This window comes from Desulfobacter sp. (assembly GCA_028768545.1).
In the GTDB taxonomy this organism is placed as follows: Bacteria; Desulfobacterota; Desulfobacteria; order Desulfobacterales; family Desulfobacteraceae; genus Desulfobacter.
The window spans coordinates 1,116,524-1,141,475 of the sequence record CP054838.1 but is presented as its reverse complement, the minus strand read 5'-3'; the positions used below and the strand labels follow the sequence as shown (position 1 = coordinate 1,141,475).

General features: G+C 46.7%; 24 protein-coding genes and 1 pseudogene. 7 read left to right on the top strand and 18 right to left on the bottom strand.

Annotation, left to right across the window (positions count from 1 at the left end):
- Positions 1-12 precede the first annotated feature (12 nt).
- Genes HUN05_05475 through HUN05_05455 form a run of 5 tightly spaced genes read right to left on the bottom strand, consistent with a single transcriptional unit; the run spans position 13 to position 5,335 of the window.
- Positions 13-1,224 (bottom strand): IS256 family transposase, encoded by a 1,212-nt coding sequence (locus tag HUN05_05475; protein WDP84662.1) that lies wholly within the window; start codon positions 1,222-1,224, stop codon positions 13-15.
- A 39-nt stretch (positions 1,225-1,263) separates the two neighbouring features.
- Complete coding sequence (locus tag HUN05_05470; protein WDP84661.1) at positions 1,264-2,364, bottom strand: FMN-binding protein; 1,101 nt, start codon at positions 2,362-2,364, stop codon at positions 1,264-1,266.
- A 13-nt stretch (positions 2,365-2,377) separates the two neighbouring features.
- On the bottom strand, positions 2,378-2,680 hold the full coding sequence (locus HUN05_05465; GenBank protein ID WDP84660.1) for a hypothetical protein: 303 nt from the start codon (positions 2,678-2,680) through the stop codon (positions 2,378-2,380).
- 38 nt (positions 2,681-2,718) lie between these two features.
- On the bottom strand, positions 2,719-4,368 hold the full coding sequence (locus HUN05_05460; GenBank protein WDP87940.1) for a 4Fe-4S dicluster domain-containing protein: 1,650 nt from the start codon (positions 4,366-4,368) through the stop codon (positions 2,719-2,721).
- A 40-nt stretch (positions 4,369-4,408) separates the two neighbouring features.
- Positions 4,409-5,335 (bottom strand): tetratricopeptide repeat protein, encoded by a 927-nt coding sequence (locus HUN05_05455; GenBank protein ID WDP84659.1) that lies wholly within the window; start codon positions 5,333-5,335, stop codon positions 4,409-4,411.
- Positions 5,336-5,577: 242 nt separating this feature from the next.
- Here HUN05_05455 and HUN05_05450 point away from each other — a divergent pair, with 242 nt between their 5' ends.
- Positions 5,578-7,236, top strand: coding sequence for a sigma-54-dependent Fis family transcriptional regulator (locus HUN05_05450; protein ID WDP84658.1), 1,659 nt, complete (start codon positions 5,578-5,580; stop codon positions 7,234-7,236).
- A gap of 30 nt (positions 7,237-7,266) precedes the next feature.
- Here HUN05_05450 and tsaA read toward each other — a convergent pair whose 3' ends face one another.
- The 6 genes from tsaA to HUN05_05420 form a co-directional block, all read right to left on the bottom strand.
- The gene (gene tsaA / locus HUN05_05445; protein WDP84657.1) at positions 7,267-7,809 is read right to left on the bottom strand and encodes a tRNA (N6-threonylcarbamoyladenosine(37)-N6)-methyltransferase TrmO; all 543 of its coding nucleotides are present in this window, start codon (positions 7,807-7,809) and stop codon (positions 7,267-7,269) included.
- A 205-nt stretch (positions 7,810-8,014) separates the two neighbouring features.
- Positions 8,015-8,452 carry a transcriptional repressor gene (locus tag HUN05_05440; protein WDP84656.1) on the bottom strand — a complete coding sequence of 146 codons (438 nt, stop codon included), beginning with the start codon at positions 8,450-8,452 and terminating at the stop codon, positions 8,015-8,017.
- Between the two features lie 5 nt (positions 8,453-8,457).
- Complete coding sequence (locus tag HUN05_05435; GenBank protein ID WDP84655.1) at positions 8,458-9,297, bottom strand: metal ABC transporter permease; 840 nt, start codon at positions 9,295-9,297, stop codon at positions 8,458-8,460.
- The gene (locus HUN05_05430; protein WDP87939.1) at positions 9,278-10,078 is read right to left on the bottom strand and encodes an ABC transporter ATP-binding protein; all 801 of its coding nucleotides are present in this window, start codon (positions 10,076-10,078) and stop codon (positions 9,278-9,280) included. Before HUN05_05430 ends, HUN05_05435 begins: the two co-directional genes overlap by 20 nt.
- 5 nt (positions 10,079-10,083) lie before the next feature.
- The gene (locus HUN05_05425) at positions 10,084-10,947 is read right to left on the bottom strand and encodes a zinc ABC transporter substrate-binding protein (protein ID WDP87938.1); all 864 of its coding nucleotides are present in this window, start codon (positions 10,945-10,947) and stop codon (positions 10,084-10,086) included.
- A gap of 195 nt (positions 10,948-11,142) precedes the next feature.
- Complete coding sequence (locus HUN05_05420; protein WDP84654.1) at positions 11,143-11,841, bottom strand: hypothetical protein; 699 nt, start codon at positions 11,839-11,841, stop codon at positions 11,143-11,145.
- Positions 11,842-12,208: 367 nt separating this feature from the next.
- Between HUN05_05420 and HUN05_05415 the strand changes: the two genes are divergently transcribed.
- The 4 genes from HUN05_05415 (at position 12,209) to HUN05_05400 (ending at position 15,721) form a co-directional block, all read left to right on the top strand.
- Positions 12,209-12,556, top strand: a complete 348-nt coding sequence (locus HUN05_05415) for a PAS domain S-box protein (GenBank protein ID WDP84653.1) — start codon at positions 12,209-12,211, stop codon at positions 12,554-12,556.
- A 1-nt stretch (position 12,557) separates the two neighbouring features.
- The gene (locus HUN05_05410) at positions 12,558-13,505 is read left to right on the top strand and encodes a sigma 54-interacting transcriptional regulator (protein ID WDP84652.1); all 948 of its coding nucleotides are present in this window, start codon (positions 12,558-12,560) and stop codon (positions 13,503-13,505) included.
- A gap of 306 nt (positions 13,506-13,811) precedes the next feature.
- Entirely contained in the window at positions 13,812-14,579 is a 768-nt protein-coding gene (locus HUN05_05405) for an ABC transporter substrate-binding protein (protein ID WDP84651.1), read from the top strand.
- A gap of 35 nt (positions 14,580-14,614) precedes the next feature.
- Positions 14,615-15,721: an IS256 family transposase gene (locus tag HUN05_05400; GenBank protein WDP84650.1), complete on the top strand. Its 1,107-nt coding sequence runs from the start codon at positions 14,615-14,617 to the stop codon at positions 15,719-15,721.
- A gap of 131 nt (positions 15,722-15,852) precedes the next feature.
- Here HUN05_05400 and HUN05_05395 read toward each other — a convergent pair whose 3' ends face one another.
- The 4 genes from HUN05_05395 to HUN05_05380 all read right to left on the bottom strand — a co-directional run bounded on the left by HUN05_05395 (position 15,853) and on the right by HUN05_05380 (position 18,365).
- Positions 15,853-16,071, bottom strand: coding sequence for a transposase (locus HUN05_05395; GenBank protein WDP84649.1), 219 nt, complete (start codon positions 16,069-16,071; stop codon positions 15,853-15,855).
- Entirely contained in the window at positions 16,068-17,282 is a 1,215-nt protein-coding gene (locus tag HUN05_05390) for an ISL3 family transposase (GenBank protein WDP84648.1), read from the bottom strand. Before HUN05_05390 ends, HUN05_05395 begins: the two co-directional genes overlap by 4 nt.
- Before the next feature lie 85 nt (positions 17,283-17,367).
- Complete coding sequence (locus HUN05_05385) at positions 17,368-18,057, bottom strand: IS3 family transposase (GenBank protein ID WDP84647.1); 690 nt, start codon at positions 18,055-18,057, stop codon at positions 17,368-17,370.
- A 29-nt stretch (positions 18,058-18,086) separates the two neighbouring features.
- Positions 18,087-18,365, bottom strand: a complete 279-nt coding sequence (locus tag HUN05_05380; GenBank protein WDP84646.1) for a transposase — start codon at positions 18,363-18,365, stop codon at positions 18,087-18,089.
- A gap of 74 nt (positions 18,366-18,439) precedes the next feature.
- Between HUN05_05380 and HUN05_05375 the strand changes: the two are divergent.
- Both HUN05_05375 and HUN05_05370 read left to right on the top strand, forming a co-directional pair.
- A pseudogene (locus HUN05_05375) lies at positions 18,440-18,619 on the top strand (transposase).
- Between the two features lie 254 nt (positions 18,620-18,873).
- The gene (locus HUN05_05370; protein ID WDP84645.1) at positions 18,874-19,086 is read left to right on the top strand and encodes a hypothetical protein; all 213 of its coding nucleotides are present in this window, start codon (positions 18,874-18,876) and stop codon (positions 19,084-19,086) included.
- A 71-nt stretch (positions 19,087-19,157) separates the two neighbouring features.
- Here the strand turns inward: HUN05_05370 and HUN05_05365 are convergent, their stop codons facing one another.
- The 3 genes from HUN05_05365 to HUN05_05355 all read right to left on the bottom strand — a co-directional run bounded on the left by HUN05_05365 (position 19,158) and on the right by HUN05_05355 (position 24,631).
- Positions 19,158-20,060 (bottom strand): hypothetical protein, encoded by a 903-nt coding sequence (locus tag HUN05_05365; protein ID WDP84644.1) that lies wholly within the window; start codon positions 20,058-20,060, stop codon positions 19,158-19,160.
- A gap of 122 nt (positions 20,061-20,182) precedes the next feature.
- Positions 20,183-21,349, bottom strand: coding sequence for a polysulfide reductase NrfD (nrfD, locus tag HUN05_05360; protein ID WDP84643.1), 1,167 nt, complete (start codon positions 21,347-21,349; stop codon positions 20,183-20,185).
- A gap of 63 nt (positions 21,350-21,412) precedes the next feature.
- Positions 21,413-24,631, bottom strand: coding sequence for a transcriptional regulator (locus HUN05_05355; protein WDP87937.1), 3,219 nt, complete (start codon positions 24,629-24,631; stop codon positions 21,413-21,415).
- Positions 24,632-24,952: the final 321 nt, after the last annotated feature.

Sequence of the window (24,952 nt, the reverse complement as noted above, 5' to 3'; positions counted from 1 at the left end):
AATAAATCCCTATCAAATTCCCAGCTCTTTATCCAGCCGGCCTTCAAAGAAAATTGCCAACTGGGAAATTGTCAGTGACCAATTTTGAATCGGCATTGTCCATTTTTTACTGGCGTTCTGGATCCCCATGTAAAGCAGCTTTAACAGGCTGTCCTGGTTCGGGAATGATCCCTTTGTTTTGGTCAGTTTTCGAAACTGTCGATGCACAGCCTCAATGGTATTTGTGGTGTATATTATCCGTCGAATCTCTTCTGGATATTTAAAGAAATGACTGAGGCGTTCCCAGTTGTTCCGCCAGGATTTTATCACAATCGGGTATTTGTCATTCCATTTATTTTCCAAGATATCCAGTTCTTCTTCGGCCAGATCCTTATTGACCGCTTTATAAACACGTTTTAGATCTGTCATAAATTCCTTTTTATTTTTGGAACCAACGTATTTCAATGAATTTCGGATCTGGTGGACTACGCAGAGTTGAACTTCTGTGTCCGGGAATATGGTCTCAATGGCCTCGGGAAAACCTTTTAGACCATCAACACAGGCAATCAGGATATCTTTTACCCCTCGGTTTGAAAGGTCTGTTAACACCTGCAGCCAGAAGTTCGCACCCTCATTCTCGGATATGTACAGCCCAAGAACCTCTTTGCGGCCCTCGATATTCACCCCAAGAATTGTGTAAACGGCCTTGCTGCGGACCTTTCCGTTTTCTCGTACTTTATAATGTATGGCATCAAGCCATACGATTGGGTACACATTTTCCAACGGCCTGGCCTGCCATTCTTTGACGGTATGGATGATTTTATCGGTAATGGTGCTCAGAGTGGCATTTGAAATCTCAAGTCCATAGATTTCCTGTAAATGGGAAGCCATATCATTATAACTCATGCCCAGGCCGTAAAGGGCTATTATCTTTCTTTCAATTTCATCGCTGAGCGTTGTCTGATGTTTTTTGACGATCTGTGGAGAGAAGGTTCCGGCCCTGTCACGCGGGGTTTCCAGCTCAAATTTACCATCCAGGGATTTAATGGTCTTTTTGCTTTTTCCATTACGGCGGTTGGCAGAAACTTCCTGCCCGAGATGGGACTCCAACTCTCCTTCAAGAGCAGCTTCAGCAAGATTTTTGATTAATGATGTAAGGACGCCGCCCTTACCTGTGAAGGGTTTACCTTCCTGGATGCCTTTAAGGGCTTTTTGAAAATCAAATTCGGTGTTTTCTTCGGTCATGTCAGTTCTCCTTATTTAGCTGAGTATATCAGCTTTCATTCAACTGACACAGAATTTTGAACGCCCTCGGCATAGCAGCCTGCACCAGGGACGTCTGAAAATCAGGGAGGTCAGAAGAATGGCAATGGTCAACCCGAAGATAAAAGGGGAACCGATAAAGTTAAACACCATTCCAAAGGGTTCGTACAATGCCATGGACGAGTCCTTAAAATAAAGGGCCGAGGCAAGGGCAAAAAGAGCCAGACTCCTTGCTGTCCAAGTCATCCAGGAAAACCGTTTTGGCGGAGGGCAGCCTGTGATTTTGCCAAGACCGTCCTGAACCATGCCAAAGGGGCAGAAAAAGGCACAATAGATATTTTTTTGGGTTCTCCAAAAAACCATAAGCGCCAGGACCATGCAGAGCAGCGGGGCCCAGGAGGCCAGTCCCTGAACCCATACGCCTGACAGGGCCAGGGCAAGGGAAGGCAGGGAAAACTGGCAGCCCCAGATCACCCCCACAAGCACAAGGGAGACAATGCTTAAAAGGGTTCTGGCCTTTTTACGGGTTTTAAAGGCTTTGATCAGGCCCAGGCCCAGGGCTGCGGAAAAAAGTGCCGCGATCCCCAAAAGCTTGATCCACTCGTTGCGGTTGACCGGGATGGAGGCCGGGATTATTTTTTCCCCTGATGCCAGGCCATGGATGCGCTGCCCTGCTTGTGTCAGCCCCTGAATCACCGCCACGGATGACAGGGTGGCCCCCGAGATGCCGTCCACCTGGGGCACAGGATTTATGGGTTGATGGATAAATGCCTTTAATAGGCCTTTATCCACGATTTTATCCAAAAAGGTCGGGGTATCTGTACTGTGCAAAATTGCCACCCGGTTGACCTTGTTTTCCGGTCCCACGGCCAGGGCCACCGTCAAGGGCCCGGCATAGCCGGGACAGGATTCAATAGCAATGGTGACTGGAGGGCTTGAGGCTTTGGGCCATCGGCCCTGGTAGAGCCTGTCATCTTTTTTTTCAAGGAAGGTAAGACCCGGGATCATGGCATGAATCTGATCTTCAACAGCCCCCCTGGCCCGGCGTTCTCCGCCGAGCCAGGCCAGTACCAGGATCAGAATCGTGGCAAGGGCTGATATTTTTTTTACCGAATGGTTCATCTTGTTTTCCGGCTCACCTGGGTTTTGTGTATACAAACAGCCTGGCCATGACGGTTCCGGCAACCACATGGGCCACGCCTAAAAAGCCGATGAAATAGAACCCTGCCCGGGTCTCATATTCACCTGCCAGGGTCATTCCTCCGGCCAGTACCAGGCATAAAGAGGCAAAGCAGCCGTACATGAGAACAAGCTGCCACCATTTTACGGTTTTTTTCTTGTCCAGGGCCCATTGCCGCATGCCCATGAAAACAGGGATCTGAAGCATGCCCATGAGCATCCAGAACAGGTAGTTGAGTATTGTAGAATTGGGAAACATTTTTTTCTCCTTTAAGGGATTAACTTTGAAAACAATCCTTATTCCATGCCTTGATATTCCCAGTTTTTTTCCAGCTCAAAAAAGTTTTCGCTGCGCATCCACCAGGGCGGGTTGTGATAGTTGGCCTCTTTTCCGCCGTCCCAGTCTGATTTAAACTCCTGGGCATCAGGATATTTGAAGAAATTATGCTGCATGGCAAGAAGACCCGATGACACAAGCCCTGTGGGATCCCTGGGTTCCATTTCACGGGACAGGGTATGGATCCAGGTGTTTTTCCTGGAAAAGGGGCAGACCCCGATACAGACCCGGCACCCGAACCCGTCGCTGTTGGGTCCTGAAACCCATTGATTATAACATTTTTCCTCGTCCAGCAGCCATCGCTTGAATCCCCGGACCACGGTCTGGGGTTCGTCATCCTTGGGGATGGCCCCTGACGGGCAGGCATCAGCACAGGTTTTGCACTTTTTGCAGAACTCAGCCATGTTAACGCTGATGGGTGAGTCATATTCAAACTCGATATCGGTGACAACCGCTGCCGGCCTGAAGTTTAATCCAAGTTCAGGAACCATGACCGTGCCGGCCCGGCTGTATTCTCCAAGCCCGGATTTGAGCACATAGGGGGACATCATGATCTCGTAATGGGTGCCCGGGAACATGGCACGGGCAGGGTATCCCAATTCCTGGATAAACCGTTCCAGAAGACCTGCGGCACATTTTGACCTGAAATATGCGTCAAAGGAAGTGGAGTATCCAATGGCCGAATAGCAGGCGTCCCAGTACATGGGAACCCCGAAAACAATAACGCTTTTCCAATGGGAGGGGACCTTGTTTCCCCATGCTTTGCCGCCGTCGGGCATGCCCCTCATCTTGTTGGTAAACATGAAGCTGGGGTCAAAATCCGTTATTCCCACAAGGGATGCGCCAAACATATGGGCCATGCGCTTGATTAATTTTGAGGCATGGGCCTTTGATTTGAATTCCATGGGAGGCTTGCGCTTTACATTTCGAAAATCCCATTCCTCGGGGGGCTGGGGTTTGCCGGTCTGACGAAAGATGTCTGCCGGGCATTCGGGTACGGCACTGCCGTGACGGTTATACATGCCTGCGGATCTGAAGGCTGAGTTGTAAGCATCTGCCACGGCATAGCGTTTGTATTTTCCGTTTTTCCATTCCTCCACCCGGGTGACAGCCTTTTCCAGAGAGTCCATCATGGTCTCATAATGGTGTTTGGGCTTTTTCCGGTAATGATCCCCGATTTTGCCGGGCATTTTTTCAAGCCCCATGCCCGGGTTCCACTCTCCGCTCTTGATCAGCCCCATAATGGCACGTTTCCGGTCAAATAAAAAATCTGTCCAGTCCGGCCGGGTGACCTTGGCCACCGGGGTCATCATTTTTGCTGTTTTGACCCTGAAGGGTTTGCGGTTAAAGAACATGTCCCCACCCTGGTAGGTCCTTCCATACCCGGTATAGGCATCATCGGACCGGCCAACGGCAAAGCCGGTAGCGCCTGCGCCGCCCAGGGAGGCCAAAGCAGCACCCAGGCCGCCCAGTTTGAGTATGTTTCTCCTGGAAATGCCGTTTGAGGATTCTGTGGTGTCCGGTTGGGCTGCCCGGGCATCCGGAACGGTTTCTCCTTCAATATGGCCGGCTGCATCGATCCTATTGGCCGGATCTTGAATGATTTTCATGGGATTTTCTGAATCATGCATTGTCAACTCCTTGTTTTATTTACGCCGGTAAAACCGGTGTTTCAGGTTTAATTTCATCAGTAACAATAGGGGCCATTGCTGATGCAAGTTCCGGTAGATCATCAATGATCCTCTGGGTATATTGTTTTGCCGTCTTAGGATTTTTTTCAAACAATGCCTTGGCCCTGGATACCAGAAAGGCTTTGGCGTCCAGGTCAAGGAACACCATATCCAGGTGGCAGAGGGCGGCCGCTTCTGCCTGGCCCTGGGCCAGAAGGGCATCCCCCATCACCTTTAAGACGGTGGGGTCAGGACCGGTTTTGTTGAGCAGGTCCTGGCAGGTCTTCAGGGCTGCACCGGGCGCCCCTGTCTTAAGCTGGCAGATGGCCAGTCCTCTTGCGGATTCGGGATGATCCGGATCCAGCTCTGCCGAACGTTCAAAGCAACCAAGGGCTGAATCATAATTTTTCAGGTTCAATTGGCATTCCCCTGCCCAGTAAAAGGCGCTCATATAAAGGGGATTGATCTGGGTCACCCGGACAAACAGGGGCAGAGCAACGCGGATCCGGCCTTCAAGGGCATGGCAAAGTGCTGAATTGTAAAGGGCGCCGGCATGATCCGGTGCCAGGTCCAAAACTTTAGAAAACCGGTCCAGGGCAGCGGTGTAAAAGCCTGACCCAAGGTCGAGATTGGCCAGGTTGTACAGGGCATTCACATGATCCGGCACCAGTGCCAATGCCTTTTCATAACAGGTTCTGACTTTTTCCGGGCGGTCCTGGGCCAGGTGGGCCAGCCCCAGCTCATTGTATAACTTTGCCTGGAGTGACCGGTCATCGAGTTCAGGGTCTGCCAGCCGCTTGTCCAGCCATTGGATCATGGCGGCAAACTGCCCCTTGTTTTTGAATTCAATGATTTTGTCTTTGATCCATTGTCCGGACTGGGTCGGATCTTGTTTTGTCTTCTGCATTGGTTTCTCCAACGCCGGGCAACGCCGGCAACCTTGTTTAACAGGTCCGTTAAAGTGCTGTCAGAACTCTTAAACAAATTCTATGCCATTGCCGGTATTCCTTTGTTCTCCCTTGATTGCCAAGGGTTTCAGGCTAAATTATTTTTTAAGGGCTAATTGTCTAATGCGACAGTTTGGCTTGATTTTTGTCAAATATGGTTGTATTAATTGTCGCAATTGACCTTAAACCGCTTTGGGGGATCATGACACCAGATCAGAAATTTTCTTTTTTCAGGGAGACGGTTTCCCTGATTACCGGCAGCCTGGACCTGGAAAAATCCATGGTGTCGGTATTTGACTTTCTCAAAGAACACTTTCCCATTGAAGGCGTTTCCCTGCAACAGTTTTCCAGTGATTTATCGATTTTAAAGTTGCTTTTTCTGGTCACCCGGGACCGATTCAGCTATGTGGAAGAGACCCTGGCCCTGCCCCGGGAAAATGTTATCAGCATGGAAAATTTTGAACAGTGCAAGGACCAGGTGGTTTTAAGCGACCTTGTGACCCACAGCACGTCTGATGCGCACAGAAAGGCCATTTCCCACCTTCTGCCCTATAAGCCCTGTTCCTATCTTGTGGGCCACATGCAGGCCGGGCAAACCAGCGTGGGCCATCTATGCTTTATCGGGAGTCACAGGGGATGTTTTACCCGTGACCATATGGAAAAGATGAAACTGGTCCTCCCTCCCTTTACCCTGGCCATGTCAAACATGTTAAAATTCAGGCGGACCCTGGCCTTTCAACAGGAGTTGAATGAAGAGAAAAATCATCTGGAAAAAGAGCTGCGTCTGATCCAGGATTCTCCCCTTATCGGAACCTCAGGCGGACTTCATGGGGTGATGGAAATGGTCCGGCAGCTGGAAGGCCGGGATACTCCGGTGCTGATTCTGGGGGAAACAGGGACTGGAAAAGAATTGATTGCTGGCATGATTCAAAAGGTGTCTCCCCGGGACAATCAGCCCTTTGTCAAGGTCAATTGCGGTGCCATTCCTGAAAACCTGATTGACAGTGAATTGTTCGGCTATGAAAAAGGGGTCTTTACCGGTGCAGACCAGAGCCATCCCGGGCGGTTTGAACAGGCAGACGGCGGCACCCTTTTCCTTGATGAAGTCGGTGAACTTCCCCTTCCAGCCCAGGTTCGGTTTTTGCGGACCCTTCAGAACGGTACAGTGGAGCGCCTGGGAGGCAAGACCTCCATTCCGGTGGACACACGGATTATCGCCGCCACCAACAAGGATCTCGGGGCCATGCTTCAAAAGGGCAGTTTCAGAGAGGACCTATACTATCGGCTGTATGTCTTTCCCATTCAACTGCCCCCGCTGCGGCAACGGCTTGAAGACCTGCCCAGCCTGGTCCATGGGTTTATCAAAAAAGCCTGTATCCAGTTGAACATTTCCCCCCTGCCGGTGCTCCACACCGATTCCATGGCCCGGTTGCGGCAGTATTCCTGGCCCGGTAATGTCCGGGAGCTGGAAAATCTGATCAAACGCTCCATTATTCTGGCAACTGACGGCATCATTTCTCCCGAGGTTTTTTTGCCCAAGGATGACGGATGGTATCTGACCGAAGAACAATCCCGGGGATATATGGAATCTTTGATTGATCAGCGGATCCAGGCGGCCCTGGCCAATTTATCCCCCCGGGCTTCAGGTCCGGCCGAATTACCGGCAAAACAGCCGGAGGCCCGGCCCCAGAGGATAAAATCCCTGGACCAGACCGTGAAAGAAATCATTCTGGCGGCTTTGACACAATGCCGGGGCCAGGTTCACGGCCCGGGTGGCGCGGCCAGCCTGTTGAGTGTTCATCCCTCCACCCTTCGCCATAAAATGCGGAAACTGAATATCAATCCAGGGGATTTGCGATAGATCTGTTTATTAGTCGGCCGTTGGGGTAAATTAATGGTCCAGTTCCCTGTTTATCTGTTCCATCCATTCCGGGAATTTGAGATTTTCTTTTTTCATATAATGGATTTGATAGGGCTTGATATCAATGACCGGGCTTTGGTCAACCGCTTCAAAGCCTTTGACAATGAGTTTATTTTTTTCAGTCCTTACCAATGGTACTGCCGAGACCAGAACCGGGTTGGGCCGGGCCGGGCTGCAGGTGGCAAAGATGCCCTGGATGGGGAGGTCTTTTCTTCCCATGGGATGAACCTGCTGCAGCCTTCTTTTTTCAGGGTCAATGAGGTGAGGCCAGTACAGGATCAGGACATGGGAAAAGCTGTCTATCCCTTTGAGCAGGGGTTCCCATTTTTCAAAAATATGGATTTCACTCTGGGTCTCTTCAATTTTTCTCTGGGCTTTTTTGATTTGATCCATAGGGGTTTTAAGCTCAAGATTGTTTTTTTCGGCGGACAGACTCGGTGTTTTAATGGGGTTTTTGACAATGCCCACAGGCTCAAGTTTCATTTCGGGCCAGTTGAATGATTCATAAGTCATAGGATTTCCTTTGGTGTAAAAATAAAAAAAGGCCAGACTCTTTATTTTAAATAAAAAAGATCTGGCCTTCGTGGCCTTGCTGTTATGATATCTCTAACTTGTTTTTTTCTGCCTTCAGGCAGAAGAATAAAATTTTTGTATTAAATTATATGTTGGGTGTCAAGGAAATAAGGGCCAGCGGAGGATCAAAAAGAATCAAGTTTTTCTATGACGGTTTGTTCAGACAATTGTTGCAGATCCCGTCCAGCCGCATTTCAAGCTTGTCGATTCTTCCTGGAAATTTGCTTTTTAATGCATGGTACTCCACGTTCAGGTCATCCGGGCTCAGGCAGTCCATCCGGCCGCAGATTGTGCAGTAAAAATGGGGATGGGCCGGGTGGTGTTCATTGGGGGCAAGGCCGTAATAGGCGGCCCGGCCGCCGGTGGCGATCCGGTCAACAATCTTTTTTCCCATCAAAAGATCCAGGATCCGGTAGATGGTGACCCGGTTTACCGGGGCCTGCCGGTCCAGGGTCTTGTGGATCTCTGATGCTGACAAGGGAAACCTATTGTTCCCAATGACTTCAAGGACGCGGATTCGATTGGGGGTGGGGTCAAGTTCGGCTTTTTTTATGAGCTTTTCATAATCACAATGAATGCACATAAGGCCTACCTTGTTTTTGTTCTGGATGATTTTTTTGCCGTGGCCCAGAGTTTGTCAACCACCAGGGAGACCAGAAAACAAAGTCCTGCCACCAGGATGATGGAGGCTCCAGAGGTCAAATTGAATGCATAGGAGAGCCAAAGTCCGCACAGGGTGAACCCCATGCCCAAAAGGCTGGAAAAGATCATCATCTGGCCCAGGGATCTGGCATATTTTTCCACCATAAAGGGGGGGATGGTCAGCAGGGCAATGACCATGATCAGCCCGACCACCTGGATGACCATGACAATGGTGAGTCCGAGCATGGCAATGAGGCAAAAATAAATCCGTTTTACCGGGATGCCCCGGACCTGTGCAAATTCCTCATCATAGGAGACCGCCAGAAGATCCTTGTAAAACAGGGCCACAACAGCGGCAATTCCCGCGCCCATGACCAGCATGATCAAAAGATCGGATCTGGGCACGGTCAGGATGCTGCCGAATAGATAACTCATCAAGTCCACATTGTATCCCGGGGTGAGGTCCATCAGGATAATGCCCAGGGCCATGCCCAGAGCCCAGATCACCCCGATGATGGTGTCTGCCCTGTGCCTTGCCTTGAGGGTGATGCCGGCCATGAGCATGGAGGCGGCCAGGGAAAAGCCCATGGTGGAAATCATCACCGGCCATTTAAAGTAAAAGGCCATGCCAATGCCCCCGTATGCGGCATGGGCAATGCCGCCGGACAGAAATACAATCCGGTTGACCACCACCAGGGTGCCCATGATGCCGCAGATGATGCTGGTCAGCAATCCTGCGGCAATGGCGTTTTGCATGAATTCAAAATTAAGAATGTCCACGGCCATGGTCTCCGAATTTATGGGTTTTAGGCATGCCGTGTGCCAGAACCTGGACCCTGCAGACATCTTCCACAGAGCAGGCATACATGGTCTCGAGCATCTGGCCCGTGATTTCCTCGTGGGGATGGTAGTGAAGCCGCTGGTTTACACAGGCCACGGATTTAACGTAGTTGGACACGATAAAAAGATCATGGCTGACCACAAGGATGGCCACCTCCTGGTTGAGTTTTTCCAGAAGTTCATAAAAATCGGCCTGGCCTTTGGTATCGATGCTGGCTGTGGGTTCGTCCAGCAAAAGCAGACGGGGACGGGGACGGGTCATCAAAGACCTTGCAATAAATACCCGCTGGCGCTGGCCCCCGGACAATTGTCCGATTTTTTTCTGGGCATTCTCTGCCATATGAAGGCGGTCCAGGGTCTCCATGGCCTCTTTTTTTTCCTGGTGAGGGCCTTTGTTTTTTTTTTTATGTTTGGGATCCAGGGTGCCCATGAGCACCACATCCAGGGCGGTAATGGGAAAATTTTCATTGATGTGGACGTTCTGGGGGACATATCCAATGGCAGATGAAAAATCCTTTGGCTTTCCTCCCATCACTTGAATGCTTCCCCTGTCCGGGGTCAGCAGTCCCAGGATCAGCTTGAGCAGGGTGGATTTCCCCCCGCCGTTGGGGCCGATAACCGCCATGAAATCCTTGTGCCGGATGCAAAGATCCACATCGGAAAGGGCGGTCTGACCGTTATATGAAAAATCAACCCCCTTGATTTCAACAATGGCTTTTTCAAGAATCTGGACTATTTGAGGGCCTCCTTGAATTTTTCAGCCATGTTTTTCATATTCTGGTGCCAGTCATAGGCCAGGGGGTCTGCTGCCACCACCTGGCCCTGGATTTCCCTGGCCACCAGGGTGGCGCTCTTCGCTGAAAACTGGGGCTGGACAAAAATGATTTGGATACCTTTTTTTCTGGCCGCCTGGATCAGGTCCTTTAATTGTCCGGGTTTTGGATCCTTGCCTTCAATCTCAATGGGGATCATCTTAAGGCCGTAGTCATGGGCAAAATATCCCCATGCCGGATGGAACACCATAAACCCCATGCCCTTGTTTTCCAAAAGCAGGCTGGATAGGGCCTGGTCAAGATCAGCGGTTTGCTTTAAAAATTCAGTATAGTTTTGGGTGTAAATTTTTTTGCTGCCCGGATCTGCCTGAACAAGTCCTTTCAGGATATGTCCGGCCTGAACCATAACCCGTTTGGGAGACAGCCAGATATGGGGATCAAGACCGTCTTCTTGGTGAAAATTATCTTCATGGGAATGGGCCTTGTCATGAAGATGGTCCTCTTCTCCGTGACCATGCTCTGCCATGGGGATTTTGTCTATGCCCTCATCGGTGTGAACGATGGTCATGGCGGGATTGGTCTTGGCGATTTTTTCAAGCCAGGCCCTTTCAAAGGCCACCCCAATGGAAAAATATATTTTGGTTTTTGCCAGTTGGGCCATCTGCACAGGCTTGGGTTCATAGGTGGCAGGGCTTGCCCCGGGGCTGACCATAACCTTCACAGCCACACGGTCTTTGCCGATTTGTTCGACCATATATTTTTGGGGAAGAATGCTGACAAAAACGGGCAGAGGGTCTGCTGCAGCAACAGACCCGGCTGCCATGGTCATGGATAAGAAAATGATTAGCCGTAAACATATTTTGCCCATGTCTGATCCTTTTCTGGTTCAAGTTGAGTTGAAGGGAATTGTTTTTTACCTATATGCAACTTTATTGCATGATGACAAAATTTCAAGGGCTGGGATGAAAAAATATCATGGTTTAAGCGATACCGGTTATGATCCGGTTTGATTTTTTGTTTATTTTAATACGCTTTCAAGAAGAGTAATTCGTTTCTGGTTGTCAGCCCCCTTTCGGAAGGCGATGACCAATGGCTTTTTTTCCAGGCGTTTTGTCATGGGCTCTATGTTGGAGATTTTTTCTTTTTCTGCAAGATACATCATAACCTTGGGATCGGTAAGGGCGACCTGGAAACGGCCAAGGGATAATTTTCTCAGCAACGAGACTTCATCCGGGCTTTTGTCAGTATGTTCGGGATACGCCGTCATTGCCTTCTGAACCGCTTGTGGATATACATAGGTGAAGACGATCCCCACGGTATAGTTTTTGAATAATTCTTGAACGGTATTAAATTCAACACGGCTGTGTTTTTCCTTGATATATCCCAGTACGGACCAGTCAATGGGTGGGGACGCAACAAAGTCTTCTGCCACCTCTTCGGGCCATGCCGGAAAATATCCGACATACTCTGGCTTTCTGGCAAGAAATTGGGCCCGTTTCCAGAGATAATACTCTACGACAAGGGTTATTCCCTGTTTTTCCAGGAGTATACGCAGTTTTTGAATGCTGTTTCCCTGGTTTGCCATTTCCGTTCCTGCATAGGGTTGCCAGTCGAGGCTGGTCAGTTTCCATGTCTCTGCCCCGGCCGGTAGTATCCATACCGGTGAAATGCTCAATAAAACGAGCAATACCAGGCATTTGACATTTATTATGGACACTCTCCTTAAAATAGCGGTTAGGGGTTACAAAAATCGTAATTTGTCTTGATCTGCAAACTCTTGTGAACTTATTTTGAGGAAGATATACCCAAATATAGCCGGGTATCGAAAAATTGTCAAACAGGTAGACAAGCCCTGATCCTCAGTTATGGATGAAGCGCTAACAATAATTTAAAAAAACAAGGAAGATGAAGAAAGATTACCCTGGCAACTTTTGTATTTATGATTTGGCTTGGATCATGTATAGCTTATAGGTATGACAGCCCAGGCAACTAAACATTTTCCCTCCGGCAAAAACGGTATGACCGTGAATACGCTTAAGGAGGGACTGCCTCAACTCTGGCCCATTCAAAAGGATGGAAGAATAATGGGTGCACTCCTGGTTTTCCAGGACATTTCAGAGTATGAGTCGATCATTTCAGACCTTAAAGGCTACAATCGGCTTTACAAGGAGATAGAAGCCGTATTTGAATCTTCTTTTGACGGCCTTTACATCACAGACGGTCAGGCCAACACCATCCGGGTGAACTCTGCCTATGAAAAAATGACAGGGCTTAAGAAAAAAGACCTTATCGGACGGAATATGAACAGCCTGGTGGAAGAGAAAGTGTTTGATTACTCGGCCTCCCTTAAGGTGCTCAAAAAAAAAGCGCCCATTACCATCATGCAGAAGGTTCTAGGGGGAAAGCAGGTCATTGTGACAGGCACTGGATAAAATGGTCATTAAAAGTCAGGTCATGGTCCAGGTGGTTAAAAAGGCCATAAAAGTGGCACGGGCGGAAACATCAATTCTCCTGCTGGGGGAATCCGGCGTGGGCAAAAGCATGCTGGCTGGAATTATTCATAAAATGAGTCCCAGAAAAGAAGGGCCGTTCATCAAAATTAACTGCGGCGCCATTCCTAATTTACTCATGGAAAGCGAATTGTTCGGGTATGAAAAAGGCGCATTCACGGGTGCATTGCACACAGGCAAGGCCGGTCTTATTGAAATTGCCCACCAGGGCACGGTCTTTTTAGATGAAATCGGGGAACTCAAAATGGACATGCAGGTCAAACTGCTTGAGGTTTTGGAAAACAAAACATTTACCCAAATAGGGTCCCAGCATTCCACCCGGATTGATGTCAATATTATAGCGGCCACAAACAGAAATCTCAAGGACATGATCCGGGAGGGCCTTTTCAGGGAGGACCTATACTACCTGCTTAATGTCGTTCCCATCTCCATCCCGGCGTTAAGGGAAAGAAAAGAAGATATTCCGCCTTTGACCATAAATGTCCTTGAAAAATTCAACAAGCAGAAAAAGTTTAAAAAAAGATTCAGGCATGAGACTCTGGATTTATTGAGCAAGTATGATTTTCCGGGCAACGTCAGGGAGCTGATCAACATTGTGGAGCGTATGATCATCATGAGCGACGGCGATCAAATTATGATTGACGATCTCCCGGAGTCAATCCAAGGAAAAAAAGCATCTCCTTCCATTCCCTTGGTTAAAGGATCGCTCAAGGAAATGGTGGCGGAAGTTGAAGCCTGCATCATCAAGGAGACCCTGTTAGAATGCCGTTCTCTTGCCAAAGCTTCAAAAAAGTTAAATCTCCACCCCACAACCCTGTGGCGGAAGATGACCAAATACGGAATTAAAGAAAGTATTGCAAAAATGCAGTAACTTGCATTTTTGCAATGCCTTGTAATTTAACATCCAAAGACCGCTTATAAGGGATTTGGCCGCTTATCATCATTGATGGTTATTGCATTTTTGCAATACCTCGCCTTTTCGCACAACGCGTTAAATAGATTCTTCCTTATAATTCCAGCCGGTTATGGGGATAACAACTATCTGGCACAGTCATTGCATTTTTATAAGCCGTGCAAACGAACTCCGATTTATGACTATTGAAACAAGAAGATGAGCTGGGGCATTATCTTGTGTGATGTCCTATTTAAAAACCAATAGAAATAGGAGAAAAATGTAATGCAGACAAGACAACGGTTATTGTGTTTATTGGTGGCATTTTTCGCATTTGTGGTTGTTCCCCTACAGGTGAATGCGGCCGACAAGTTGATCAAGATCGGCGGGTTGTATCCCATGACTGGCAGGGCGGGGCTCTATGGAAAAGATTCGGTCGCAGCTGCTGAAATCGTAATTGATGAGATCAATGCAAAAGGCGGAGTTGCAGGATACAAGATTGATGCGACATTTAATGACAGCAAGGTCAAGGCCGCCTATGCGGTAAGGGTTGCAAAGCGTTACATTTCTGAAGATAAGGTTCATTTTCTTCATGGGGTGGTCAGCTCCGGTGTCGGCCTGGCCGTCACAGAAGTCTCCAAGCAGTATAAAAAAATTTTTATCGGTACGGATCACGCGTCCACACGTCTGACTGTTGATAATTTTCAACCCTACTATTTCCGTGTGTCCAACAATACCTTTCAATCCATGGCAGCAGGCGCCCTCTATCTTAAAGAACTGAAAAAAAGCAAACCCTGGAAAACCATTGCCTTTATCGGACCAGACTATGCATACGGGCACAGCCAGTTTGACGAAATCAAATATAACCTTGAACGGTACGGGGTTGATTTTAAGGTGGTGGGTGAATACTGGCCCAAAATTTATGCGCCGGATTATACCTCCTACATTACCTCGATCATCAATGACAACCCCGATATCCTTGTTTCCGGATTCTGGGGCGGCGACACGGTTGCATTTATCGAGGGCGTTCAAAATTCTGTGTCAGTTGAATGAAAGCTGATATACTCAGCTAAATAAGGAGAACTGACATGACCGAAGAAAACACCGAATTTGATTTTCAAAAAGCCCTTAAAGGCATCCAGGAAGGTAAACCCTTCACAGGTAAGGGCGGCGTCCTTACATTATTAATCAAAAATCTTGCTGAAGCTGCTCTTGAAGGAGAGTTGGAGTCCCATCTCGGGCAGGAAGTTTCTGCCAACCGCCGTAATGGAAAAAGCAAAAAGACCATTAAATCCCTGGATGGTAAATTTGAGCTGGAAACCCCGCGTGACAGGGCCGGAACCTTCTCTCCACAGATCGTCAAAAAACATCAGACAACGCTCAGCGATGAAATTGAAAGAAAGATAATAGCCCTTTACGGCCTGGGCATGAGTTATAATGATATGGCTTCCCATTTACAGGAAATCTATGGACTTGAGATTTCAAATGCCACTCTGAGCACCATTACCGATAAAATCATCCATACCGTCAAAGAATGGCAGGCCAGGCCGTTGGAAAATGTGTACCCAATCGTATGGCTTGATGCCATACATTATAAAGTACGAGAAAACGGAAAGGTCGGCAGCAAAGCCGTTTACACAATTCTTGGGGTGAATATCGAGGGCCGCAAAGAGGTTCTTGGGCTGTACATATCCGAGAATGAGGGTGCGAACTTCTGGCTGCAGGTGTTAACAGACCTTTCAAACCGAGGGGTAAAAGATATCCTGATTGCCTGTGTTGATGGTCTAAAAGGTTTTCCCGAGGCCATTGAGACCATATTCCCGGACACAGAAGTTCAACTCTGCGTAGTCCACCAGATCCGAAATTCATTGAAATACGTTGGTTCCAAAAATAAAAAGGAATTTATGGCAGATCTAAAACGTGTTTATAAAGCGGTCAATAAGGATCTGGCCGAAGAAGAACTGGATATCTTGGAAAATAAATGGAATGACAAATACCCGATTGTGATAAAATCCTGGCGGAACAACTGGGAACGCCTCAGTCATTTCTTTAAATATCCAGAAGAGATTCGACGGATAATATACACCACAAATACCATTGAGGCTGTGCATCGACAGTTTCGAAAACTGCGCCTACCCCCAATCTTAAACCACGAAACGAGATTTCTTAAGTGGAAACTGCGCTCTCTTGTTTAGTAATATAGGCGACCTACGAGCCGCTCGTTTTTTATGCTGCTCTCTTTCCCATGTTTCTGTCCTTAATGCGTTAAATCCTCGCGCCTTAGCGCGGAACATATACCCAGTAGGGCCGCCGGAGGCATATTTGATCATAATTTCTTATGACCTCCTTTTGTGACTGTCCCTTTGATGAATACCTCAGCTGGGGTTTGTTTGTCCAGTGCAGAATGCTTCCGCTCGCAGTTATAGTAGCAGAAATAGGCATCCAGCCCTCTGTACAGCGAGTGCCCATCGCTGTAAGCTTTAGGGTAGACGTCCTCATACTTGAGTGTCCACCAAAGACGTTCGATGAATACATTGTGGTTCATCCGATTAATGCGTACCTTTTATTGTGAAGGTCCAAAAGTTTCAACCTGAAAAACTCCGAATCCCTGTATTCATAAGCTTTCCGTTTCATGGTTTTTATCTTGTTATTTGTCCCTTCTAAAGGACCTGTAGATATCCTGTAATCATAGTATGAAAGGATTCTTTGCCTGTGCACAGCCAAGGTCTTGGCAAATTTCATCAACATTGGAATTTTGGAAATATTGGCCAGATTGATCCAATTGCTGACTATCTTTTCAGCTGTTTCTTTTTTCTTTTGATTCCATATTTGCCTGAGTTCCTCTTTCATGTAGTAGACTGCCAATAGCGGCTGATTTATTTTCAATGCTTCTTCTAACCGTTGGGCCTCCTTCTTGTCATCACTGAGGTTTTCGGGATTTTTTAACAAAAGCCACCGGACTCCCTTCAGAAGTTTTTGTTGCCCGGTATTGGCAAGAAGGTTGTAGAGCTTTCGCCTGAAATCCGACAGTTTCTCATTGAACAATTTAACAACATGAAATCTGTCAAAGACAATTGCTGAACCAGAAAGATTTTCAATAACAGCACTCAAGTATGCCGGGGACATATCGATGCTGACGGCTTTGATTTTTGCTTTCGATATTTTCACTTTTGTCCAAAAAGATTTCAAAGCTTCACCACCTTTTCCTTCTCCCACGTGCAGAATTCTACCGGATTCCAGATCCATCACGATGGTCAAGTATTTATGCCCTTTCCCTATGGAAATTTCATCTATGGCAATCTGCCGGACTTTCTCAAGGGGGATATTTCGATAACGCCTCAGCAGGTCTTCTTTCTGGATCTGCTTTATCGTATCCCAGCTGATCCTTAAATGGATGGCAATATCTTTGATTGTCATGAACTGAGACAACTCCAAGACATACCGTTCAAAAGCCCGGGTATAGCTTTTCCCCTCCTGGGCAAAGGATAGTTTGATTTGCCGGACAAATTGACAGAACGGACACCAAATTCTCTGGATAGCCGTCCTGAGAATCACGGGTTTTGAACCTACCGGTATTGTTCTGAGATCTCTTGTCACAATCCCTTTCCTGGTGACGGACCTGGAATTACATTCCGGGCATTTTACCGCCTCCGGTTTTGGTATGAGTTCAAAAGTGATTATTCCACCGATGAAACGCGTTGTTTTATAAAAGTAGTCACGAAGGCCAAAGGCATGGTATATGAAGCTTGTGGACATTAATTCATTCTCCGATTTTGTGCGAATAACACAAAAAAATTAGAACATGATCATGTTCACACCATCATTTCAAGCATAAAAATCCTTACTGTGTTATTGCCTTCCCAGTGATGTTTCTCAGTCCAGGTACGCGATTTTCTGATGAACCTACATTGTCGATAGCTCGTCCGCGCCCATCCATGCTCAGAGCGATTTTTTTGTCTAACAACACACCCGTGAAGGCATCCGAGGTGAATTGTGAACCTTGGTCTGTGTTAAAGATCTCCGGGGTGTCTTGTTCCAAGGCCCGTTCCAGCGCTGCAATGCAGAAAAGACTGTCCAATGAGTTCGACAGCTCCCACGAAATAACATAGCGGCTATACCAGTCGATTACAGCATTCAGGTACATGAACCCATGCCGCATCGGAATGTAGGTGATGTCGGTGCTCCAAACCTGGTTAACGCGTTCAATCTCAACATTACGAAGCAGATATGGATATACTTTATGTTCAGGAGCAGGCTTGCTTGTGTGTGGTCCTGGCGTGATGGCCTGAATTCCCATACGCTGCATCAGACGAGCTACCCGCTTTCGGTTGGTACAGTGTCCCTGATCACGGAGCCAGTTCGTCATGCGCGGATAACCGAATTCCGGATGCCTCATATATTGCTCGTCGATCATACGCATCAGCAGAAGGTTTTCATTTGTTTCAGGGACGGGTTTATAGTAGAAACCCGAACGAGGTGCGCCTGCCAGTCGACATTGGCGTCGGATCGAATAGACGGAGTCAGGTTTCACCCAACTCCGACGCGTTGAAACCGGCAGGCTCATAACTTTTTTTCAAGCCACTTGATGTCCATTTTCAGTCGCCCGATCTCCTCGTAAAGTGGGGCAGTGATTTCTTCCTCGGTCTTTGGCCGCCGTTTTTTCCCTGATGGGAAAAGCTCTAGGGCATTGGTGAGCAGTTGTTTCTTCCAAGCCGATATTTGATTTGGATGAACCTTATAGGCCGTTGATAGCTCAGCTAAGGTCTTCATTCCCTTGATGGCTTCGACCGCCACTTTGACTTTAAATTTTGCCGAAAATTGTCTTCTTTTACGTGTCATTTTCATGCGTCCTTTCTTACCATTTTCAGGACGCGGATTCCACTTAAGCAAGTGGTCCTAAAATCGGGGGTAACCGCAAACTGACCAAAACAAAGGGATCATTCCCGAACCAGGACAGCCTGTTAAAGCTGCTTTACATGGGGATCCAGAACGCCAGTAAAAAATGGACAATGCCGATTCAAAATTGGTCACTGACAATTTCCCAGTTGGCAATTTTCTTTGAAGGCCGGCTGGATAAAGAGCTGGGAATTTGATAGGGATTTATTTACAGATGGAAAAGATGGTTCCAGGAACTCCACTCCAGCAAAAGTCAACTCCTCCGACGTGGCTGATTGAAGGCCCATTCTCGGACCTGACTTTTACTTCCGCTGGCGCTGAGGCAGATCCGGGAACCGAAACCGTGACACAGAATTCTGAACATTCCCGCTATGCCCGGTCAATTGTTTTTTTGACTACTTAACATTTTTGAGCAAATGGATGGGAGGAAAAAGGGGAAAGGAAAAGGGCTTTGAAATTTAAAAAACACCTGAGCCTGGCTGTATTTATTGTCTTTACGGCCCTGGTTATAGCTGAGTTCCATAACCGATGGATAAAAACAAGTGGTTCTGACTCACACCAGATCCGCTATCTTGCAAAGGCCAACGCCCAAAAGGAACAGGTAAAGAAAAAATCAGTTGATTATTCAAAATTGATCGAGGCAGCAGGAAAAATAAGGCAATAGACCGCATATTTCACAAGGCCTGAACCTGCCCGGGCAAGGCCCGTAAATCAAAACCAAAGAACAGGAAAAGGCTAGGCCAGGGACTTTAAATCAGATGCTAGAATACCGGTTTTCCCCAGCCGGGCCTGAAAATTCGGGTTACCCCCCTGGTGGGTTTCAATTGTCTTGTTCTCCAGTGAGACCTTCCACAGGGTTTTAAAATCCTGATAAACACAGATATAAATATGATTGGTTTGGGGCAAAAAAATCATAGAACATTGGGTTGAGCAGTCTTTCTCATTTAAAGAGACCTTTTCCAAAAGCCGGAACCCCTGATCCACAGAAAATGAGTTCATATTTTCCAGAATGTAATCATGGGCGGCTATATACCGGTCCGCCCCAGCACCCACAGCCTCCTGATAAGACTTGCCCGCCATACCATGATTGGAAAAATTGGACATGACGATAAATTCATTGTCCATCCAGGTCACAAAATTTTCATTGTTGTCTGTTTCCGTAACCATGGCGTTTCCTTGAATATCGGCAAACAGATTATGAATTGACGGACCTATAAATTGAATCCATTTTTTCCCTTTGATGGTTTGCTTGATCTGGTCAACACCAAAATATTTTGAGATGGCATCATATTGATCATCAATGTGAACTTCAGATCTGCCGGCGTGTTTCTGCCCTTCAATATGGGGTTCAATCTCCTGGGACGCACAAAAAAGCCCTTTGCTGTTCATCCCGCAGGTTTTGGCAAAATAGCCTTTGTATTCGGGGTCATCAATGGTTTGGTCATATAAAAAGGAGAGATGAAAAATGTTCATTCCCAAATTGGATTCAATCCAGAATTTTAAGGGAATGGAAAAATAGTCAAAATTCATCCCATAAAAAATCTGGGGCCCGTATAAGGCAAAGCTGGTGAAGGCAAAGGCCGAGGAAGAATACCCAAAAACCAGTATCAGTATAATCACAAACGATAAAAATTTCATCTTGTGTCCAATAAAACACGCTTGGGGTTGAAAAGGGGATGCTGAACCTGCCGGGCAAAAAAGCACCCCCAAACCACCGGATGCCCGGGATAATTCCCGGGGAAGGGTCCCGCGCTTTAAGGTTAGATTTTTCCAGACTGATTATACACCTTTATGCTGATGGCAATTTTAAACAATATGGTTAAAATCAACAGCCCAATGGCAGTCACTCCTGCTGATATCACAATTTCATGCAAACTGGGAACATATTCTGTAATATGATGCAGGCTCGATGGAATAAAGCCGCCGGCAATCATGCCAAGGCCTTTATCTATCCAGGTGCCTATAAAAACAAGGACAGAGGATACACCTAATATATAATTATTTTTTCTTGTTTTCGGAAGGATTAAAAGCACGGCAGCCAGCACCATGCAAAATATGGAGGCCCACATCCAGGGCACAAGGCCAGCATACCCGTCCAGCCCCAGGTACAGGTATTTGATGTGACTCATATGGGAGGGGATTTTCGAATAAAAAACCACAAAAACCTCACACATCAGGAAAAAAAGATTGGCAATCAGACCATAGGCAACAATCAGGGCAAGGGTTTGAACAACTTCTCTGCCCGGGTCAAACCGGGTCATTTTTTTGATGACCATGCACAAGAGGATCAGCAGGGCCGGGCCTGCGGCAAATGCAGAGGCCAAAAACCTCGGGGCCAGCACCGCCGTCAGCCAGAATCCCCGACCGGGCAGGCCGCAATAGATAAAAGCGGTAATCGTGTGTATGGAAAAGGCCATGGGAATGGAAATATAGATCAGGGGCTTAATCCAGGCCTGAGGGCTGATGCCGTTTCTTTCGGCTTCAAGGGCATTCCACCCGATAATCATGTTTAAAACAAGATAGCCAAACAAGACATTCCCATCCCAAAAGAGCATGGATCCGGGTGTTGGATGTAAAAAAACATTCAGGGCCCGCATGGGCTGGCCCAGGTGAACCAGAAGGTATAAAAGACACATGACAAGCGCTGCCACCGCTAAAAATTCTCCCAGGATGGTAATTTTTCCAAATTGTTTATAATTGTGCAGGTAATAGGGCAGCACCAGCATGACCCCCCCGGCGGCCACGCCCACAAAATAGGTCATCTGGGCCGTATAAAATCCCCAGGAGACATCCCGGCTTTGACCGGTTACCATTAATCCGTATTTAAGCTGGTCTGCATAGAAAAAAGCCCCGATCCCGATCATGGTCAGCAAGCCTGCGATCCATATCCAATATGTTCTGTTTCCCTTTAACGCCAGTTCAAGCATATTGAGTTTCCCTTTTTTTTGGTTTAACTTAAAACGCGTTGAACACGGATATAATATACCGGACTAAATTTTGACTAAATCGGCAAACAAAGATTTCATATCAGGACTCACAGGGCAATCCATCTGTTTTAAGTTTTTGAGATATGCCTTAAAAACCTTGGTCACACGGGGCAGGTTCCCGGTTTTCGCATAAAAAATCATCAAATATTTAAATGCGGTTTCATCAGAGGGGTCAACCGCTAATATTTTTTTGGCAAAAAAAATACCGCGAACATAGTCTTTTTTTTCTTCATACAGGGTTACGACTGATTTGAGAACAAGGATCAACTCAGAAATGAAATACTCCCTTTGTTGAATACACCACTCTTGATAAAGGTCTTCATTTAAAAATACGTCCTTGTATAATGATTCGGCCAGAAGATATGACTCAAGGGCTTTATCAGCGTCACCGGCCATCGCTTTTGCCTGGGCCACTGCATTAAAAAACAATTCCGTATCAATCTTAATTTGTCTCTCATTAAAAAGCCGGTACATATCTTTTTTGCGTTCAATATATGAAGACGGCGCCTTGGGTGAAAGATCCGGTTCCAATGTTTTCCGCAGGCTGCTCATGGCCATGTTAAACCGGCTGCCGGTTTTTTGGGGATCCTGATCCGGCCAGAGCATCTCAATGAGAACCTCCCTGGGGATAAACCCTTTTTTCCTGTTGGCGGTAAGGTATTTTAAAATCATGAGCGCCTTAGAACTTTTCCACGCCGACAGGGGCAGTTCCCTGTCTCCCAGGATTAATTTAAACCGGCCCAACAAGGATATGTGCATTGGTTTCACATGACCTGTTATATCCGCCTTTAATATGGTTTGGATATAGATCAGATCTTTTTCATTCAAAAAGTCCGGGGTTGATGACACCTGCCGGACCAACGGAATCAGCCAGTCCTGTGCCTGGTTGACAAACCGATCATAGGAATGGGTCTCACAAAGGGACAGGGCGCAGGATAAATGGTGGGCCGCGAAGGTTGTATTGCCGGATTCAAAATAAGATCTCAGGCTCAGCATATGGTTGTTAAACAGATGGTAACTTGCACCGAAAAGTTTTGGTCTGGCCGTTTCAAGACATTCCAGTGCGTCTGAATATTTTTTTTCCATGATAAACAGGTGTGCTTTGTCATTTTCAAGGATTCCTTGGGTCAAGACCAGGCCATAGCCCTTGATAATATCAAAGGCCCGGCCGAGTATCTGTTTTGCAGATTCAAACTTTTTCTGACCCAGATAGACCTGGTAAAGGCATTCCCATGCATTTGCCATTCCCCATCGATTGCCGGGCATTTCAAAAAGATCAAAACTCTTGTCAATATACTTGATCGCCTTTTCAAACTGAGCCAGGCCCAGGTGATTGTGGGCCCGGGCAAGATAAACCCAGCCTTTCCGGCTGTCTGAAAGCGATGTATCCTCACAGCAGCCAATGCCTTTTTTGGCATAGTCCACCCCTGTTTCAAAATCGCCCAGGTAAAAGCAGGTGGCGCTGAGCTGATAATAAACAAGGGGGGAACAGGGGGCAAGTTTCAACTCAAGAACAGAGTGTAATAATTTCTCATTAAATTTTTGCGCCCGCTCAAATTCACCGTTGATATATAGGGTATAAGAATAGGAGGTGTTGATCAAAGCCGAGTATGCCTTTTGTTCGAACTCTGGAAAATTTTTGATTTCATCCCGGACGATTTGATAATAACGGGCAGCCGTTTTAAATTCTCCCAGAACCGAGGACAAAAAGGTCAGATAGGTCATGGCAATGATATAGGTTGCTGATGTTTTTTCCACATCGTCAAGGATCTGCTCCATGAGCAGTTTTGCCTCTTTAACATATCCGGTAAAATAATATTGGGATCCAAGTTCAACAATACATTTAACCATGTTTTCTTTGGATTTTTGTTTTTTAAATTGCTTGAGTGCCAAACCAATCATCTTTGTTGCCTGACCCGGGTCGCCAAAATATGTAAAAAGCTTTGCCTGGGCCAGGAGGAGCTGGGGATTTTTTTCTATTATTTTCCCAGGGATCTTTTTCAGGCACCGGTCAAGGAAATTTATTTTACCTTCCAGCAGAAAATCCATATCATAGTTGTCAACAATACGTATGGCATCTTCAAATGCATGACCTTCAACAAAATGATGCAATGCCATGAAGATATCATCCTCTTGTATTTTGCGGGCAATGCTGCAGTGCAGTTTTTGAATTTCAGAAATGGAATAGGTTTGATTAATCTGGGCAATTAAAAAATCCCTGAACAAATGGTGAAAATAAAACACCCTGCCGGATTCATCCACAGGAAATATCATCAAATGATCTTCAATCATCTGTCTTAAAATCAGGTCTGCATCATCAATATCAAATATCTTTTTACAGCGCCGGGTATCTATCTCCGGTAAAAGTGCTGCCTTCATCATAAACGATTTAATATGGTCCGGCTGGACATCAAAAATGTTTTCTTTTAAATATGAAAAAATATGATTGGGGGTCTGCCTGAACAATTCCAGATGATTTGCCACGGCAGTAGGCCTGTGTTTTAAAAACGCATATCGTAAAAGCACCAGACTTGCCGCCCACCCCCCGGTATTTGAATGGATATCTTTTATCTGTGCATCTGAAAGCCCCTGGGTCTGGGTAAAAAACCGCCGGATCTCGTCAACGGTAAACGCCAGATCCGTTTCGCTGATTTCCAGAAGCTGACCTCCGGCCCTTAAGCCGGACAGCTTCAAGTTCAGGTTTCTTCGCCCAATAATCACCATATGAACCTGATCGGATAACCGCTCAATAATAAATTCAATGGCCTCCCGGATCTGATCACTCTCCTGGACAAGGTGATAATCATCCAAAACCAGCACGGTGGGTCTGAGTATAACTTTTTCAACCAGGCAGAGCCATTTGAGCAATGCCTCTGTCTGCTTTTGCAGGTTTGGTCTTGGAACCTTCTCGTTGATCTTAAATCCATTGGGATCTGAAACATGATCTTGGATTGCAGAATAAAGATAAGAGATAAATACCGGGAAATCCGTGTCCTGATCATCCAGCCGGTACCAGATACAATTGATGTTTAAATTTTCAAGGGCATCCTTGACAAGGGTGGTTTTTCCGTACCCTGCACCGGCGGTGACAACCCCAAGTTTGGACTGGTGGAAATCTTCAAAAATCCTGATTAATCGTCGCCGATGAAGGACATGGTATCTTTTAGGCGTTTGGAGTTTTGAAACTAATATGTCCACAAGTGTTTTCCAATCCTTGTTTATGTTAAAAAGGTTTATAAACGACCCTTATTGTGTAATCAAGCAAAAACCAATGGCACCACATGGAGAAGGCCGTTGTTTTGACAGGCCCGGGATATGGCATTGTAATGCATAACCACAGGCGTTCCCAAAAAACAAAGTCTGTCAAAGTTACTTTAAGGATCAAAAATCTGCAATACAGCAAACGAAAAAACACAAAAGATTTTAACCTAAATCGAGCATCTTGCATTTGACATATCGGTGAAACTTGGTATGGATAAAATCGATTCTGATATAAAGGAAGGATGGTATGCATCCTGCCTTGAAAACGCACAGGATCCGGGA

What these genes read in the sequence shown, in the direction of transcription:
- HUN05_05405 (WDP84651.1), top strand. Translation starts at nt 13,812, where the DNA reads ATGCAGACAAGACAACGGTTATTGTGTTTATTGGTGGCATTTTTCGCA.
- HUN05_05365 (WDP84644.1), bottom strand. Translation starts at nt 20,060, where the DNA reads ATGAAATTTTTATCGTTTGTGATTATACTGATACTGGTTTTTGGGTAT.
- HUN05_05390 (WDP84648.1), bottom strand. Translation starts at nt 17,282, where the DNA reads ATGTCCACAAGCTTCATATACCATGCCTTTGGCCTTCGTGACTACTTT.
- HUN05_05395 (WDP84649.1), bottom strand. Translation starts at nt 16,071, where the DNA reads ATGAACCACAATGTATTCATCGAACGTCTTTGGTGGACACTCAAGTAT.
- HUN05_05475 (WDP84662.1), bottom strand. Translation starts at nt 1,224, where the DNA reads ATGACCGAAGAAAACACCGAATTTGATTTTCAAAAAGCCCTTAAAGGC.
- HUN05_05470 (WDP84661.1), bottom strand. Translation starts at nt 2,364, where the DNA reads ATGAACCATTCGGTAAAAAAAATATCAGCCCTTGCCACGATTCTGATC.
- HUN05_05415 (WDP84653.1), top strand. Translation starts at nt 12,209, where the DNA reads ATGGGTGCACTCCTGGTTTTCCAGGACATTTCAGAGTATGAGTCGATC.
- HUN05_05465 (WDP84660.1), bottom strand. Translation starts at nt 2,680, where the DNA reads ATGTTTCCCAATTCTACAATACTCAACTACCTGTTCTGGATGCTCATG.
- HUN05_05425 (WDP87938.1), bottom strand. Translation starts at nt 10,947, where the DNA reads ATGGCAGCCGGGTCTGTTGCTGCAGCAGACCCTCTGCCCGTTTTTGTC.
- HUN05_05440 (WDP84656.1), bottom strand. Translation starts at nt 8,452, where the DNA reads ATGTGCATTCATTGTGATTATGAAAAGCTCATAAAAAAAGCCGAACTT.
- HUN05_05380 (WDP84646.1), bottom strand. Translation starts at nt 18,365, where the DNA reads ATGACACGTAAAAGAAGACAATTTTCGGCAAAATTTAAAGTCAAAGTG.
- HUN05_05460 (WDP87940.1), bottom strand. Translation starts at nt 4,368, where the DNA reads ATGAAAATCATTCAAGATCCGGCCAATAGGATCGATGCAGCCGGCCAT.
- HUN05_05435 (WDP84655.1), bottom strand. Translation starts at nt 9,297, where the DNA reads ATGGCCGTGGACATTCTTAATTTTGAATTCATGCAAAACGCCATTGCC.
- HUN05_05410 (WDP84652.1), top strand. Translation starts at nt 12,558, where the DNA reads ATGGTCATTAAAAGTCAGGTCATGGTCCAGGTGGTTAAAAAGGCCATA.
- HUN05_05400 (WDP84650.1), top strand. Translation starts at nt 14,615, where the DNA reads ATGACCGAAGAAAACACCGAATTTGATTTTCAAAAAGCCCTTAAAGGC.
- nrfD (WDP84643.1), bottom strand. Translation starts at nt 21,349, where the DNA reads ATGCTTGAACTGGCGTTAAAGGGAAACAGAACATATTGGATATGGATC.
- HUN05_05455 (WDP84659.1), bottom strand. Translation starts at nt 5,335, where the DNA reads ATGCAGAAGACAAAACAAGATCCGACCCAGTCCGGACAATGGATCAAA.
- tsaA (WDP84657.1), bottom strand. Translation starts at nt 7,809, where the DNA reads ATGACTTATGAATCATTCAACTGGCCCGAAATGAAACTTGAGCCTGTG.
- HUN05_05450 (WDP84658.1), top strand. Translation starts at nt 5,578, where the DNA reads ATGACACCAGATCAGAAATTTTCTTTTTTCAGGGAGACGGTTTCCCTG.